Origin of the sequence: Lentibacillus saliphilus (genome assembly GCF_019093865.1) — a bacterium.
In the GTDB taxonomy this organism is placed as follows: Bacteria; Bacillota; Bacilli; order Bacillales; family Amphibacillaceae; genus Lentibacillus_B; species Lentibacillus_B saliphilus.
The window spans coordinates 307804-323804 of the sequence record NZ_JABJXD010000002.1; the positions used below are offsets into that span (position 1 = coordinate 307804).

The following is a 16001-nucleotide window of genomic DNA, read 5'->3' on the forward strand; positions in this document are numbered from 1 at the left end:
AGGAGGATGAGGATGGCAATTCAAGCTCAGTTAGAAACGACATGCCTGAGTTCATTAACAAAGGTATTTCCAGATCAAGATCTATATGAATCGCCTTATATTAAGGGGTCTGCCCTCTTAGGAGAACGTTTTTCGTTTCAAATTGCTTATCGGGTAACGGGCCCCTTAATGAAGCACATTCAAGTGACGGCTCAATCAGATTTAAAAGAAGCGATTCAGATTAGAACCGTCGGCCTTGTTCCATCAGAATTTCCGTGTTATCACGATCATGATGACGATGTATTGCGGTCGACACCCGGGCTCTACCCCGATCCGCTTTATCCGATAACCGAGGAAGGAATAACAGCCTTCTCTAATCAATGGCGTTCATTATGGGTTACAGTTTCTGTTAATGAATACGTAACGCCAGGTGTCCATAACATTGATGTTCATTTTACATCACCGTCAGGACACCATTTGGCAACAGAAACGTTTTCACTAACGATTATTCCACTGAAGCTACCTGAGCAACAGCTGATTCATACACAATGGTTCCATACAGATTGCTTAGCCGATCAATATGACGTTGATATTTTTAGCGAACAACATTGGCAATTAATTGATCAATACGTTCAAACAGCGGTTGATAATGGGATTAATATGATTTTAACACCGTTATTTACCCCACCTTTAGACACGGCAATTGGAGCGGAACGGCCAACCGTTCAATTAGTTGACATCGAGAAGAAGGGTGAAAACTACCATTTTTCTTTTGATAGATTGCTACGCTGGATCGACATGTGCACCGAGCGAGGGATCCAATACTTTGAGTTCTCTCACCTGTTTACACAATGGGGCGCTTACCATGCACCTAAAATTATCGCCGTTGAGGACGGCGTTAGAAAACAAATTTTCGGTTGGGATACAGATACTGCCAGAGAAAGTTATCGAACCTTTTTAAATCAATTTTTACCAGAGCTTGTTACATTTATTAAACAACAAAAGCTTGATAACAGAGTCTATTTTCATGTGTCTGATGAACCGAGTGCTGATCATTTAACGTCTTATCAAAGTGCGCGTGACATCATCCAAACCCATCTCGGGGCATATCCAATTATGGATGCGTTGTCTGACTATGCGTTTTATGAAAAAGGCATCGTCAAGCAACCGATTCCTGCCAACGATCATATTGAACCGTTTTTGGCGCATGATGTTCCTGATCTATGGACTTATTATTGCTGTGTACAATATAAAGATGTGTCCAATCGCTTCTTCGCATTTCCTTCTTACCGTAATCGCGTTATCGGGATCCAACTTTATAAATTTGATATTAAAGGGTTTCTCCATTGGGGCTATAACTTTTGGTATACACAGTTCTCTAAAAAGTCTATTGATCCCTTTCGCCATACAGATGCTGGACATGGTTTTCCTTCGGGTGATGCGTTTCTTGTCTACCCAGGAGAGGATGGGCCCATTGAATCGCTCAGAATGGCAGTGTTTTATGAAGGCCTCCAAGATTTAAGAGCACTTCAGCTGCTGGAAGGAATGATTGGAAAAGAAAACGTTGTTGCCTTGTTAGAAGAAGATATCGACACGCCATTAACATTTAAAAACTATCCAAGACAACAAGACTGGCTATTAAACAAACGCGACGTCATCAATCATAAAATTGCAGAGCATATCACAGTATAAGGTGCGTTAGGTAGTATGTTACAAGAAAAATCCGAATCCGATTCATTAATAAAAATCGGTTCGGATTTTTTACGTTTGAGCCGTAACGACTTCATCTAATTCATGCTAGCAGCACTTTTCGTTGATGCGATCGTGTCTTAATGATCGGTATAACGGTTGTACGCATTTTGCTGAACGTCCATGTACTCATCAAGCCCCATCGATTCTATTTCATTCACATAGTCATCCCACTGGGAAAAAGGAACGTCACCGACAATAAACTTGTCTCGCATTTCTTCAACATATTTCTCAATGTCCGAGCCAACAGATGATAGCACACGATTTTCATCCTCTGTATAGGTGAATCTTGGCCACGACTCTTCAGATAAATAAGGTTTAAGCTTTTCAGTTGCATCTAACGACGATTGTGATGTTTCAGATCCCATAAAATAGTCTTGGCGCATAATTCCAGGAGGCCATAAGCCAACCCATGCAAGACGCTTCCTCAGTTCTTCATCTAAGGTAAGACCATTAGGGCTATTCGTGATTTCCTCAACATATTCATAGCCATCTTCAGTTTCAACATACGTTTCGCCTTCTACACCCATATATTGAAATCTAGAACCTTCTTCAGTGTAAAAGTAGTCTTGCCATTTCACTAACGCTCCAGGATTTTGAGCATCCTTCGTAATGACGAGCCCATCCATTCTTCCGACAGAATTGCTTTTACTGAATGATTGATAGCTTTTTGGACCTTTGAGTGGTAAGCCGCCTACGAAGACACCAGCCTCTGTTCCAAACGTATCATCGGGACTGTAAAAAACAGTGCTGCCATACATACCATTTGCACCATTTGCGAGAAATTGATCATTTTCTATCGTGAAGATATTTTGGTTAATCAATTTCTCTTCATACAACTTATTAATATACTCAAGCATTGCTTTATAGTCTTCGGATATTGGATTAAATCTTAAATCACCATTTTCCGGATCTAAATCAATGTAAGTGTGGCCTTGTTCACTGAGACCAAAGGACCCTCTAAGCCAACGAATTAACTCGGTAATATAGCGACCGCCATATGGAATTTCTTCAATAGCATCGCCGCCAGGATTGTTTTCTTTAACAGCTGTTAAATAATCATAGTATTCTTCAGTCGTTTCAGGTATGTCCATTCCGAGTTCGTCCAACCATTCTTGATTGAACCAAGGTCGTGCACCTACGAGAAGCGATAAAAACTTTGGATCCTGTATAGTAGGCAACGCATATATATTACCGTCAGGAAAGGTAATTGCTTTACGTACTTCAGGATATTGTTCAAACACCTTTTGCAAGTTTGGTGCGTAATCTTCAATTAAATCGTTTAATGGAATAAAAGTGCCTTGTTTACCATATTTAAATAAATCGAGTGTATTAATTCCAGAAGCATAAAAGGCATCAGGCAGATCCTTACTTGCTAGCGTGAGATTCCTTTTTTCTTCGAGCGTCGAGCTAGGTACTTGCTCCCATTCAACCTTTATGTTCGTCATCTCTTCATATTCATTCCAGATGAATATGTCATTCCAGTCGCCCTGATTGGGATTTGAAGCGGAGAACATGCTAACCGTTATGGGATCTTTTACAACCGGGAATTGGGTATCCGTCAAATTATCTATGGCTTCCTTGTCCATAATGGGTTGATCTGAATCGGTCTTAGTATCATTACAAGCTGCCAAAGTGATTAACGCCACAATCAATAATAACCATATAGATGCTTTTTTCATGTTTAAATTTGTCACTCCTTTTTAATCTGGATACTTACATAACGTCATAAAGCTCAGTCGATAGAAGCGTGGGTCGTACAGTTTTTTAATGACACAAACACGATCACCAATAATGTCATATCGTGACGCCTGAAAACACCCCCTCTCAGTGATGCATCGTTCTAATGATGAACCCCTCTTCATCATTAGATGTAGCGTGCAAAACCATTGATTTTATGTCTACACAGCAATGCAAAACGCTTTCATTTTAAGGTCATAAATGTTATAGTTTATTAAATTAATTATCTAACTAAGTCTACCATGTGAGGTGTATGTTGTAAACGCTTATATTTACAAAAGAAAGATAATTCAATGTGTTTCGGCTGATTTCGTAGAGTATACAAAGACTTTAAAAGCATGTAGATCAAAAAAAGATTAGTGAGGTGTGTCAGGTGATAAGCATAGGACTATTAGGTTCAGGAAAGCAGCTTGAACAACGTTTTGAAGCATGGACGAAGATCAATCATGTTAACATTGTTGCGATTGTTAAAAGTGATGATCAAGATGACGTACCAAAACAGATGAAAGACGTTAAGGTTAAGAACTTTGAAGATTTAAAAAGTGGTGAAATAGATCTCATCGATATTTGTGTTCCATTAGATGAACGAGCAGCACTCATTAGACAAGCAGCACAATTTAGCGTCAATGTAGCATGTGATATACCGATCGCACAGAGTATTGAGGAAATGATCTCTGTTATAAAGGTATGTCAGGCAAATGACGTTCACCTTTTCCCTGTGGGGACACTAAGGTTTTCACCCGTTTATCAAAATGCAACACAACAGGTGTTAGACGGTGCCATCGGTCAGCCAGGTGTGATGCGGTTAGCCTATGGTGATCAGCATCCAGGTCATGCAGCAGATATTTTCCTAGAGCTCGGTTGGCACCAATTGGACTGGCTGTTGGCGACGTTTGGAGATGTCGATCATGTCATTGCAAAGCAGGTTAAAACAACGCGTGCATCTGGCCAGTCGGTTGAGTATGCCGTCATGACAGTTCGCATGGCGGACAATTCAATTGCGCATGTGGAGTTGTCTTGGGCTGAAACCCAGCGGACATATTCATTTGAGTTTACCGGAGATGCTGGCATGCTTGAATTTGATTCATGTGCTAGTCAGCCGATTACCATTCATACAGATAAACCAGTATTGTCGAAGCGATCAAGTGATGCGACATTGACGGTGTCCATATTAGAGCGCCAGTTAGCGCACATTGTTAATGGCCTAACGGGTGTCGAAGCGCCGTTGGTAACGCCTGACGCTCTGTTGAAAGTGATGCGAGTCGCAATGGCAGCACGACAATCTGTGGAAACAGGGAAGCCTGTTTACATCGAAAGAGGTGGTTCAGTATGAAAATCGGAGTAATTAGTTTTGCGCATTTACATGCATATGCTTATGCGGACGTTGTAGCCAATCATCCTAATGCAGAGCTGACAGCAATATGGGATGATGATGCAACACGTGGTCAAGAAGCAGCAGCCCAATTTAATGCTCATTTTTATCAGGACTTGGATACGTTACTCACACAAGACATCGACGCTGTTATCGTATGCTCGGAAAATGCGCGTCATAAAGAACATGTTCTGAAGGCTGCTCAACAGAAGAAGCACATTTTATGTGAAAAGCCGATTGCGACAGAGGTTGCAGATGCATTAGAGATGATTCAAGCTTGTGAAGATCATAGTGTCACCTTACAGGTTGCTTACCCAGTTCGCTTTATTCCAGCAATACGTGAGACGAAGGACATCATCCAATCAGGTGAAATGGGTGAGATCATTGCCGTAAATGCAACGAATCACGGACAAATGCCAGGCGGGTGGTTTGTCGAAAAGGAATTATCAGGCGGCGGTTCTGCGACAGACCATATCGTTCATATTATGGATGCGCTTCGTTGGATGTTTCAGGATGAAGCGAAAAGTGTTTACGCTGAATTTGATACGCGCTTTTACGATATTGCTGTTGAGGATTGTGGTTCTGTACTTCTCGAGATGGAATCTGGGATGGTTGTATCGATAGATCCAAGCTGGTCCAGACCTAACGTCTACCCAACGTGGGGAAATGTGACGATGAAACTCATTGGAACTGAGGGAACATTATATGTAGATGCCTTCAAGCAGCATGCGCTTTATTACAATGACAAGGAAGGGAAGCTGTCTGAGCAGCCTTGGGCAGATGACATGAATGAGCAACTGATTAGCGATTTTATTGACTGTGTGAAGACAGGTCGGAAGCCATCGATCTCTGGTGTGGATGGATTGCGCACACTTGAAGTTGTCAAAGGTGCTTACGCATCCAATGACATCAAGAAACCCGTTCAGATTGAACACACATAAACGATTACTAATTTTAGGAGGGACACATAATGAAGCTAGGGATGAGTAGCTATAGCTTAGTTGGTGCACTGAATTCTGGAGACATGTCAATTTTGGATGTGATTGATTGGACAGCCGATCATGGAGGTGAGCATGTTGAGCTTGTTCCAATGGGCTATACGTTGACAGACAATCCTGATCTCGTTAAGGCGATTGTACAAAAAGCACAGGCGAAGAACATCGTAATATCGAATTATGCCATTGGTGCGGACTTTTTACCCGATACAGAAGAAGCCTTTGAACAAGAAATTGAACGTGTGAAAAAAGAAGTAGATATAGCCAATCAACTCGGAGCAAAGCGAATGCGGCATGACGTATCATTTAAACCGTCCGACCAAGCGTCTTATCGACAATTTGAAAAAGACCTCCCAAGACTGGTTGAAGCATGTCAGCGCATAGCTGATTATGCCAAGCAATACGATATCGTGACAAGCATTGAAAATCATGGTTTCTATATCCAAGCAAGCGAACGGATTCAGCGCATCATTCATGAGGTGGACCGTCCTAATTTCAAAACAACTTTAGACACAGGTAATTTTTTATGTGTGGATGAAGATCCGATAGCGGCTGTGAAACAAAATATTCATGAAGCGTCAATGATCCATATTAAAGATTTCTATTATCGCCCATCATCATGGTACAACCCTGGTGCTGGTTGGCTCGTAACGACTGCAGGTAACTATATAAGGGGTGCGATTACCGGTCACGGCGATATTGATTTGCGAGAAGTGATCAAAGTGATTAAAGCATCCGGATATGATGGCTATATATCAATCGAATTTGAAGGCCTGGAGCCGTGCCAAAAAGCAGCTCAGCTGAGCATGGAAAACGTCCGCAAAATTTGGGAAAGCGTGTAAGACAATAACATAATACGAAAATGGAGGGACTTTTAATGGGGACAATTAAAGTTGGTATTATTGGAGCAGGCTCTATTTCGGAATTTCATTTTGAAGCTTATAAGCACAATAACGAAGTGGATATCGTTGCAGTATGTGATTTAAATGAACAACGTGCCAAGGATAAAGCAGGCAAATACGGTGCAACGAAGCATTTTACCGATTACAATGAATTGCTGGCGCTGTCTGAAATCGATGCGGTCAGCATATGTACTTGGAATAATTCCCATGCGGAAATTGCAATCGCTGCCTTGAATGCTGGTAAGCACGTTCTGGTTGAAAAGCCTTTATGTAAAACGGTTGAAGAAGCACGACATATTGAAGCGGCTGCTAACGCGCATCATAATCAAATTTTCCAAGTCGGCTTCGTGCGACGTCATGGGACTAACGCGAAGGTATTAAAAAAATTTATTGATGCCGGTGACTTAGGAGACATTTATTACGCAAAAGCATCTTATATTCGGGCTTTAGGGAACCCGGGTGGTTGGTTTGCGGATAAAGAACGATCAGGCGGAGGCCCACTAATCGATATCGGTGTGCACGTCATTGACTTGTCCTGGTATCTTATGGGTAAACCGAAAGTTAAATCTGTAAGCGGTAATACGTATAACCGTCTCGGCAATCGCTCTCATATCGAGCATAAGTCATTTTATAAGGCGGCCGACTATGATCCAGATCAAAATGGTGTCGAGGATATGGTCAATGCACTCATTCGTTTTGAAAATGGCGCATCTATTTTGGTGGATGCGAGCTTCACGCTCCATGCCAAAGGAGATTCAGGCGAGCTTAAGATTTTTGGTGAAAAAGGTGGCGCAGAAATTGATCCAAGTCTTCATTTGACAGCAGAAAAACATAACACGATACTCAATGTCACACCTGAAATTGACGCTGTATCCTTTGATATGATGGACGGCTTTCAAAATGAAATTGATCACTACATTTCATGCATAAAAGGTGAAGCAGAAACAATCGCCCCTGCTGAAGATGGACTAGAAATTATGAAAATACTAGCAGGGATCTATGAATCTGCCGAAACAGGCAAAGAAGTTTACTTGAATTAATCGGGCTATTAGACTGGAATATAAGCTTGTAATTTCATAAATACCGAACACTACGACGGCTCTGGAAATATACTTTTCGACCGACAAACATGACGTTTTAATGGTAACGTTGGTCACAGAACACGACCGAACTCAGTTGGTCAAGCACTGCGTAGACTCACAGACCCCTTGAGTCCCTTTATATTTCCGGAGCTCATGTTGTGTATTGCTCGTTTTATTGAATTTTTAATTTATGTCCCAGCCACTTCAATTTTAGAGTTTAAGGGGTGAAAAACGTATGAGATCAAAGCATATTATTAAACCAACATTGAAACAGCTTGAATTTCAAAATTGGGGATTTGGCCTGTTTATTCATTTCGGGTTACGTACATTTTATGAAGGATATACGGACTTTGATGAGCGACCAATGTCACCTGACACCTTTTGTCCGATACAATTGAATTGTGAACAATGGATCGAAACAGCAAAAAAAGCCGGCATGAAATATGCTGTTCTCACAGCCAAGCATCATGATGGTTTCTCAAATTGGCCGTCTGCGTATACAACATTCTCTGTAAAACAATCGCCATGGAAACAAGGAAAAGGCGATGTTGTTCGTGAATTTGTAGATGCATGCAGAAAATTCGATATGAAGCCAGGTTTATATTACTCACCCTACGATGGAGCGGCTGATTTCTACACCAAGGATGCCAAAGCCTATGACGATTATTTTATTAATCAAATGACAGAGCTGTTAACCCAATATGGTGAGATTGATATTCTTTGGTTTGATGGCGCCGGCTCTGAAGGACATGAATATGATTGGCATCGAATTGTTTCACGTATTCGGTCGCTACAGCCGAATATCCTTATTTTTAATAGTGCTGATCCTGATATTCGCTGGATCGGAAATGAGGATGGGATTGCGCCCATTGAATGCTCCAATGTTGTTGATGCATTGGACTTTTCCATTTATACTGACGACCAACAACTATTAGAAGAAAAGCTATGGTTACCTGCTGAATGTGACGTGCAAATAAGAGATCGTTGGTTTTATAGTGACCATAATGAACATACGCTGAAAAGCTTAAAAGAATTGATGGGGATATATGACCATTCAATTGGTCGTGGCACAAACCTTTTATTAAACATTGGTCCTGACAGGAACGGATTGCTTCCTGAATTGGATGTAAAGCGTATTTTGGAGATGGGGGCAGCCATACGAAAACGTTATTGTCATCCGCTTGCGACTATGTGTGACTTTGTCGAGGAAAATGGGGCGTGGGTGTTCGAAACAGACGTACCTATACTCATTAATCACATCACCATTCAGGAAGATTTGACGGAAGGCGAAAGAGTGCGTATGTTTAAGATTGAAGTGATGACGGCAAAGACGGGAAAATACGTCACAGTGCATACGGGGACGTATATCGGGTCAAAACGTATCATATCAATTCCATTAATAAACGTACGGGGTGTTAAACTGACCATTTTAAAACGTCAAGGGAATCCATTGATAAAAGCGATATCGGTATATAATATAAATGAGTGACAGAGAGATACATACATATAAAAGCAACAGGGGGAAGTTTAGGTGAATGAAGTCGTTCGAATAGGGGTTATTGGTGCGGGCGCAATTGCAAGAGACGTCCACATACCAAATTATTTAAAGCTAGGAAATAAGGTGCAAATTGTAGCGATAGCAGACATTGTCCAAGAGCATGCGACACGTTTAGCCGATCAGTATCACATTCCGCATGTGTATACCAATTATCAAGACATGCTCCGAGACGTCCCGTTAGATGCCGTGAGCGTTTGTACACCGAATAAATTTCATGCTGAAGCAACGATCGCCGCTTTAAAAGCAGGCTGCCATGCCATCTGTGAAAAACCTCCTGCAATGACGGTTGCTGAAGCGGAGCAAATGGCTGAAGCGGCAACGAAAGCAGGAAAACAGTTAACCTATGGCTTATGCTATCGCTATACGTCAGAAGTGCAAGCATTGAAACGATTTATTGATGGTGGTGAGCTTGGAACGATTTATGCTGCGCGTGTCCACGCCATTCGCCGGCGCGGCATTCCTGGCTGGGGTGTTTTTACGAATAAGGCATTGCAGGGGGGAGGCCCGCTAATTGACATAGGTGTTCATATGCTTGATACAGCGCTTTATTTAATGGGATACCCCGAACCTGATACGATATTCGGTGTAACGTATCAAAAGCTCGGTACGAAAAAAGGAGTTGGCATGCTCGGTGACTGGGATTGGGATAATTTCTCAGTAGAGGATATGGCTCGTGGGATGATCACGTTTAAAAATGGGGCATCCATGATGCTGGAGACGGCTTTTGCAGCGAATATTGAGGATCACGATGACATGTCGATTGCGTTAATGAGGGATAACGGAGGGGCAGACGTATTTCCGTTGAAAATCTATCAGGAGAAATATGAGACACTCGTTGATATCACGCCGTCATTTCTACCAGATGTTAATAAATTCGAACAGCAATTTAGCCACTTTGTCGACAGCTGTTCTTCTGGCAATGCGCTTGACCCCATGAAGTCTGAAGGCATCAAACTGCAGAAAATCATTAACGGTTTATATGAATCTGCTGAAAAAGGTGTACCAATCAAGCTTTGATTTCAGGTGTCGCTTACAGCTGGTAACCGTAAAAAGTTGCTTATCGGAATGGTAGCTGAATGTGTATATATGGCACAGCATATGTGAAGGATGATTCATATGATATGTATGCGTATGGATACCGTTGAAACACACACAACAGCATGACGAGTCGAATCTATGAAGGCTAAAAAGGTTGTTTAAGCTAGAAAGAATCAAGTATAAACATGGTATAATAGATACAAGAGTTCATTGTAACGGAGGAATATTATGAAACGTGGTACGTTCCAGCTCATGAAATCAGTTAACAAATCACTCATTTTAAATACAATTCGTACGAGCGAACCAATATCTCGAGCGCAAATTGCTAAAAAAACCGAGCTTACGCCACCAACTGTTAGTAGTATTGTCAAGGAGCTACTAGAAGAGGAATTGGTTGTGGAAAGTGATCTTGGTGAGTCACAGGGTGGCCGAAAGCCGACGATGCTTTTAATTAATCATGATGCGTTTTATGTGATCGGAGTAGACGTTAGTCCAGATTCGATTAAATGCATTGCTGGTAGTTTGTCGGGTAAAGTCATTGTTAGAGCTGAACCGAAAGAGATCTCAAAACGCATTTCAAGTGAACAATTTTTAGATGAATTAATTGATACGATTCGGTCTGTACTCGATACACTCTCAACACCTGATAAAGTGATGGGCATCGGTGTTGCTATGCATGGTGTTGTTGATGTTGAAAATGGATTGTCACTTGTGGCACCGAACCTAGGATTAACAGACATCCCGATTAAAGATGTATTAGAGAAGGAATTCGATACAATTGTAAAGGTCGAAAATGATGTACGTGCAATGGCACTTGGCGAATCATGGTTTAGCACAAATGGTCATATTGGAAGTATGCTCACTGTTAATATGGGCAGCGGTGTTGGCGCAGGGCTTGTTATTGATGGCAAGCTATATCACGGCGCAGCAGATTTAGCTGGAGAGGTTGGGCATATGACGATCGATCTGCACGGTGAGGTCTGTACGTGTGGAAATAGAGGGTGTTTTCAAACGTTCGCCACATGTGATGCCATCATTAAACGTGCCAAGGCTGCTTTAATTGAAGCTGATGAGAAAGCAGGCATGGCAAAAGGTGAAGCAGAGCATCTTGTTCATGACCAGATCGGCTATCAGAACCTTACAATAGAAGACATATATCATATGGCGACAGCAGGAAATGAGATCCTCGCCAACGTATTACAGGAAACGGGCGAGGTCATTGGCATTGCTTTAACGAACTTGATCCACGTAATCAACCCTGAAAAAATCGTCCTTGGTGGAGAAGTTTGTAAAATGAGTGCGTTTATACTTCCTGTTATTAAAGACACGATCGTCCAGCGAGGACTGACCGCTGATGCGAAGCAAACGAAAGTAGACCTTATTAAATTAGGTCATGATGCCACACTAAAAGGCGCGCTGGCACTATTGCTTGTTGAAATATTTGAATAGGCAGGAAAGCCATGACGGCATATCCCTCATAGCGAGATAAATGGTCATGTTCGCTCAGAATATTCAAAAGCACATAACCATTTAATCATAGCAGCTAAATGAGAATACGGTTTCCGTTTTATAAGGTTCATCAGGACTGATCATAATAGACGGGAAGCCATCATAATGAAGTGCAGCGGGATGTGCCTGAGTTTCAAAACAAACACCTAAATGCTTACGTCCTGGTCCCCCATTCAGGACAAGCACTTCTTCAAGTGCATTTGCGGTGTACATCACAGCGCCAGGCTGGTTCGTTGAAATTGTTAGTAAGCGTCCACTCGATTCCTCCCGAACGCTAATTTGTTTTTTCTCTTGTTTTCGAAATAAAAAATAATGGTCATACCCACCACCTACTATGTCGTTTTGGTGGTAATCAGTTGTGTTTAAATTGCTGTCTTGGACAAGGCCATATTTGAGTGGCCGTTCACAGTTAAAATCAAAAGGCGTTGCTTTGACTGGTAGAAGGCGCCCTGTTGGTAATAGACTCGTATCCAATTCAGCAAAATGATCGCTTGACATCTTTACAATATGATCGTGAACCGTTTCCTTTAAGTCACCTGATAAATTGAAATATGAGTGGTTTGTTAAAGTGAGCACGGTTGGTTGATCTGTCGTAGCCTCATAAGAAACGCTGAGTGAATTGTCATTGTGTAACGTGTAGGTGACGGTTACGTCTACCTCGCCAGGATAGCCAGATGTCCCGTCTGGGCTTGTATGATGTAATGCCACCCCAACCGTTGAATCAGTTTGAAAAGGCGTTGTCTCCCAAATGACTTGATGAAATCCACTTGACCCACCGTGCAAGTGATTGGTATCCTCATTTTCTTCCAAATGGTGTACGGTGTTTTGGAGGTTGAAGGAAGCCCCTTTAATCCGACCAGCCACCCGACCAACAATCGCACCGAAATAATTCGGATTATCACGATAATCGGCAATATTTTCAAATCCAAGCACAACGTTTTCTATATGACCGTTTCGATCGGGTACTTTAATGTGGCGTATAATACCACCATAATTAAGGATGCCGACGACCATTCCGTTATCGTTTGTCAGGTTAAATAGTTTCCAGTTATTTTCAATAATATCCGTTGATATATTCATAATGTCATCTCACAATCTCGTTTTTTATGATCAACTTGAAGCGGTTATATCCGAGACCATCTTGGGTTGATTCTTACAGATAATATTAGTTAGCTGTGAGTTCTTTTGCCCCGTCTCCAATTGAAGCGGTATAAAATGTCGCTTCATAACCAACTGTTTTCTTATAGTGATCATTAACGCTCTGTTTAAATGATGTGACATGGTCGTTAGCCACGATGGCAATCGCACAGCCGCCAAAACCAGCCCCCGTCATCCGTGCTCCGATCACACCTGGCTGCTCCCACGCTGCATGTACGACAGTATCCAGTTCAAGTCCCGTCACTTCATAATCCAATGCAAGTGATTGGTGTGACGCGTTCATTAATGTGCCAAAACCTTCGAGATCGCCTTCATTTAAACGATTTAAGGCGTCTAACGTGCGGGCGTTTTCAGTTATAGCGTGCTTTGCGCGCTTTCGATTCGTACTGCTTCTAATGAGATGACTGTACGTGTCAAACTCTGCCGGTGTTAATTGACCGAGGCTGATGATGTCAAGCTCTGTTTGTAAATCTGCGAGTGCTTCTTCACATTCATTCCGTCGTTCGTTATATTTTGATCCAGCTAGTGTGCGTTGCTTATTCGTGTTTATAATGATAATCGTGTAGCCGTCAAGTGTAATCGGTGCGTATTGATACACCATGGATTCTGTATCAAGCAGTATCGCATGGTCTTGCTTTCCCATGCTGATGGCAAATTGATCCATAATGCCACTATTCACCCCTATAAAGACGCTTTCGACTTTTTGTCCAATATGGGCTAGGTCAATCCGATCAACGGTTAAATCAAATAGGCTTTCTAGCGCAACCCCTGTAACGAGTTCGATTGAGGCAGAAGAAGAAAGTCCAGCTCCATTAGGTATGTCCCCATAAAAAAGGATATCCATTCCTGAGGTAATGGCGTGTCCAGCCTCGACCATATACTGTATCATCCCTTTTGGATAATTCGCCCACCCATCATGATCATCGTAGACGAGGTGTGAGAGGTCGCACTCGATCATGCCATCGTCGGGAAAATTTAACGAATAAAAACGTAATACATTATCAGGGCGCCTTTTAACAGCTGCATATGTTCCAAAAGAAATGGCAGCAGGAAAAACGTGACCACCGTTATAATCTGTATGTTCACCAATTAAATTGATTCTCCCAGGTGCAAAAAACAGTTGAGGCTGTTCGTTAGACTGAAATATATGTTGAAACTGACGAATTAGATCATGATGTTTCATAGTAACCTCCTAGTAGGTCTGAATTTAAAATAATTCATATTTTGTAACCGCTTTATAATTGGAAGATGATAGATAGTGAGTCGTCGCGACACCTTATGAGAAGATTTAAATCTACAATATTTCTATTTCACGACAAGTTATTAGGGGAAATGCGCATACAGAAATCTGTATACGTCTTTACAGCGATACATACCGAATGTTAATTCGAGATCATAATGGTCGCTTCTAAGAGCGTATGTAGTTTAATTAATTAACTTAACTAAATAAAATTATAAAGGGGATTAGGGGAATAATCAAGTAAAATCCTTATAATCTATAGAGTGGCGGCTAGGATATAACTTAAAGTTTAGTCGATTAATGAACAATGCCCACATGAGCTCGGGAAATATACGTAGACTCCAGCGGGAAGAGCGGCATAGGTTAGGCCTTCCTTCATCAAACCTCTGCGGGGTCTTCGGACGTGTGCTGTTCCCGCTAGAGTCGCCGCTTTCGGTTTCAGGTAACTATAACTGGTCCAATTCTAAGTGGTCGTATGGCTCACTTTCCAATTGCAATCAACTTTATGCAGAGTGATAAAACAAAAAATTAAAATTAGTGTGAATTTATATTGATGCTATAACATAATTGTGATAATTTTGGAATAGGTGGATATGCTGACGTTGGGGTGGTTAAATTGAGTCGTAACAGAGCGACAAATGGTATTTACCGATATTCTGTAAATGACCGTAAAATGACGAGTTATCAATATGTAAATTCTGATTATGTTGGTCAATCTGTTGCGAAAACTGGTGCAACAACTTATGTAACTAGTGGGGAAATTGAAAAAAGAAACTGGAATGGTCATGTTAGAGATTCAGACGGAACGCGTCATTACTATCGTTATTTGAGAGAAGCCTCCTATAAGTCTGATGGAGGAGATAGTGGAGGAACCGTATATTGGGGGAACGAACTCCGAGGTATACACACTGCATCAAATGGAATATTTAGTCATATCCATTATGTGAATTCAAAAACTCCTGGAGCACCTAAAATAAATTAAACGAGAATCTTCAAAGGTTCTTAACTATTAGGAGGAATGCTTTTGTTAAAAAGGAACCTTTTTGCTGCCGCCATTCTGGTTTTAGGGATCATTTGGGTCGTCGGCTGTTCAGATAATAGCGATAACCATAATGAGAAAACGAGAGCTAATGAATCAATAGATGAAGAGAAAGCGAAAGAAATTGCTTTAAATGATGTTCCTAATTTCAAGTCTAACAATAGTAACTTTGAAGTCTATAGTGTAGAACGAACAGAGATGGGTTATCGCAATTCTAAGGTAACGTATGATTCATGGGTGGTTGTTATCAGCTCACAAGAACCGAATGAGGATAGCCCTTCTCCTAATATTTTATACCAAATTAACGCTAAAGATGGCACAATTATTGACAAAACAAATCATGCATTGGCAGAATAGTGCTTGATTGAAGACACCTCATATCCAATTTGGAAAAGATTTTGTCCGCATGCCAAAGTGTTCGAAACTATTTGACGGTTACAGAAGTATGTTGTTATTTGGTATTATGTTATGCCAAAGACACTTTGAGATATCATAATGACATGCACAAAATATCTTAACTGCTTACGTGATATAATATGTTTAGAAACAAAGTAAATAACCGTGGAACGGCCTAAACTTTAGCGGAGAAACTTCCACTAAAGTTTGTTTTTTTATGTTATCTAAATGCTAGGAGGGTGAA

At 41.3% G+C, this 16001-nt stretch carries 13 protein-coding genes; 10 read left to right on the top strand and 3 right to left on the bottom strand.

All coding sequences use genetic code 11. The features are described 5' to 3' along the window. The first annotated feature begins 12 nt into the window (after positions 1–12). Entirely contained in the window at positions 13–1671 is a 1659-nt protein-coding gene (locus tag HPC67_RS05715; protein WP_217586496.1) for a DUF4091 domain-containing protein, read from the top strand. Positions 1672–1808: 137 nt separating this feature from the next. Here the strand turns inward: HPC67_RS05715 and HPC67_RS05720 are convergent, their stop codons facing one another. Then, positions 1809–3410 (bottom strand): extracellular solute-binding protein, encoded by a 1602-nt coding sequence (locus HPC67_RS05720; RefSeq protein WP_217586497.1) that lies wholly within the window; start codon positions 3408–3410, stop codon positions 1809–1811. 431 nt (positions 3411–3841) lie between these two features. Here HPC67_RS05720 and HPC67_RS15935 point away from each other — a divergent pair, with 431 nt between their 5' ends. From HPC67_RS15935 to HPC67_RS05755, 7 genes are all read left to right on the top strand, one after another. Next, a complete protein-coding gene (locus HPC67_RS15935; protein WP_217586498.1) occupies positions 3842–4801 on the top strand; it encodes a Gfo/Idh/MocA family protein in 960 nt (319 codons plus the stop codon). Beyond that, complete coding sequence (locus tag HPC67_RS05730) at positions 4798–5781, top strand: Gfo/Idh/MocA family protein (RefSeq protein WP_217586499.1); 984 nt, start codon at positions 4798–4800, stop codon at positions 5779–5781. Before HPC67_RS15935 ends, HPC67_RS05730 begins: the two co-directional genes overlap by 4 nt. A gap of 29 nt (positions 5782–5810) precedes the next feature. Next, on the top strand, positions 5811–6677 hold the full coding sequence (locus HPC67_RS05735) for a sugar phosphate isomerase/epimerase family protein (protein WP_217586500.1): 867 nt from the start codon (positions 5811–5813) through the stop codon (positions 6675–6677). 35 nt (positions 6678–6712) lie between these two features. After that, positions 6713–7777 carry a Gfo/Idh/MocA family protein gene (locus tag HPC67_RS05740; RefSeq protein ID WP_217586501.1) on the top strand — a complete coding sequence of 355 codons (1065 nt, stop codon included), beginning with the start codon at positions 6713–6715 and terminating at the stop codon, positions 7775–7777. Positions 7778–8054: 277 nt separating this feature from the next. Then, entirely contained in the window at positions 8055–9308 is a 1254-nt protein-coding gene (locus tag HPC67_RS05745; protein WP_217586502.1) for an alpha-L-fucosidase, read from the top strand. A gap of 42 nt (positions 9309–9350) precedes the next feature. After that, positions 9351–10394, top strand: coding sequence for a Gfo/Idh/MocA family protein (locus HPC67_RS05750; RefSeq protein WP_217586503.1), 1044 nt, complete (start codon positions 9351–9353; stop codon positions 10392–10394). A 249-nt stretch (positions 10395–10643) separates the two neighbouring features. Beyond that, on the top strand, positions 10644–11864 hold the full coding sequence (locus HPC67_RS05755) for an ROK family protein (protein ID WP_217586504.1): 1221 nt from the start codon (positions 10644–10646) through the stop codon (positions 11862–11864). An 81-nt stretch (positions 11865–11945) separates the two neighbouring features. Here the strand turns inward: HPC67_RS05755 and HPC67_RS05760 are convergent, their stop codons facing one another. Beyond that, a complete protein-coding gene (locus HPC67_RS05760) occupies positions 11946–13004 on the bottom strand; it encodes an aldose epimerase family protein (RefSeq protein WP_217586505.1) in 1059 nt (352 codons plus the stop codon). Positions 13005–13089: 85 nt separating this feature from the next. Beyond that, positions 13090–14265: a galactokinase gene (locus tag HPC67_RS05765; protein WP_217586506.1), complete on the bottom strand. Its 1176-nt coding sequence runs from the start codon at positions 14263–14265 to the stop codon at positions 13090–13092. 673 nt (positions 14266–14938) lie between these two features. Here HPC67_RS05765 and HPC67_RS05770 point away from each other — a divergent pair. Together HPC67_RS05770 and HPC67_RS05775 are read left to right on the top strand one after the other, a co-directional pair. Then, entirely contained in the window at positions 14939–15304 is a 366-nt protein-coding gene (locus HPC67_RS05770) for a S1 family peptidase (RefSeq protein ID WP_217586507.1), read from the top strand. A 42-nt stretch (positions 15305–15346) separates the two neighbouring features. Further along, positions 15347–15718 (top strand): hypothetical protein, encoded by a 372-nt coding sequence (locus HPC67_RS05775; RefSeq protein ID WP_217586508.1) that lies wholly within the window; start codon positions 15347–15349, stop codon positions 15716–15718. Positions 15719–16001 lie beyond the last annotated feature (283 nt).

What these genes read in the sequence shown, in the direction of transcription:
- HPC67_RS05735 (WP_217586500.1), top strand. Translation starts at nt 5,811, where the DNA reads ATGAAGCTAGGGATGAGTAGCTATAGCTTAGTTGGTGCACTGAATTCT.
- HPC67_RS05730 (WP_217586499.1), top strand. Translation starts at nt 4,798, where the DNA reads ATGAAAATCGGAGTAATTAGTTTTGCGCATTTACATGCATATGCTTAT.
- HPC67_RS05755 (WP_217586504.1), top strand. Translation starts at nt 10,644, where the DNA reads ATGAAACGTGGTACGTTCCAGCTCATGAAATCAGTTAACAAATCACTC.
- HPC67_RS05720 (WP_217586497.1), bottom strand. Translation starts at nt 3,410, where the DNA reads ATGAAAAAAGCATCTATATGGTTATTATTGATTGTGGCGTTAATCACT.
- HPC67_RS05740 (WP_217586501.1), top strand. Translation starts at nt 6,713, where the DNA reads ATGGGGACAATTAAAGTTGGTATTATTGGAGCAGGCTCTATTTCGGAA.
- HPC67_RS05765 (WP_217586506.1), bottom strand. Translation starts at nt 14,265, where the DNA reads ATGAAACATCATGATCTAATTCGTCAGTTTCAACATATATTTCAGTCT.
- HPC67_RS05760 (WP_217586505.1), bottom strand. Translation starts at nt 13,004, where the DNA reads ATGAATATATCAACGGATATTATTGAAAATAACTGGAAACTATTTAAC.
- HPC67_RS05745 (WP_217586502.1), top strand. Translation starts at nt 8,055, where the DNA reads ATGAGATCAAAGCATATTATTAAACCAACATTGAAACAGCTTGAATTT.
- HPC67_RS05715 (WP_217586496.1), top strand. Translation starts at nt 13, where the DNA reads ATGGCAATTCAAGCTCAGTTAGAAACGACATGCCTGAGTTCATTAACA.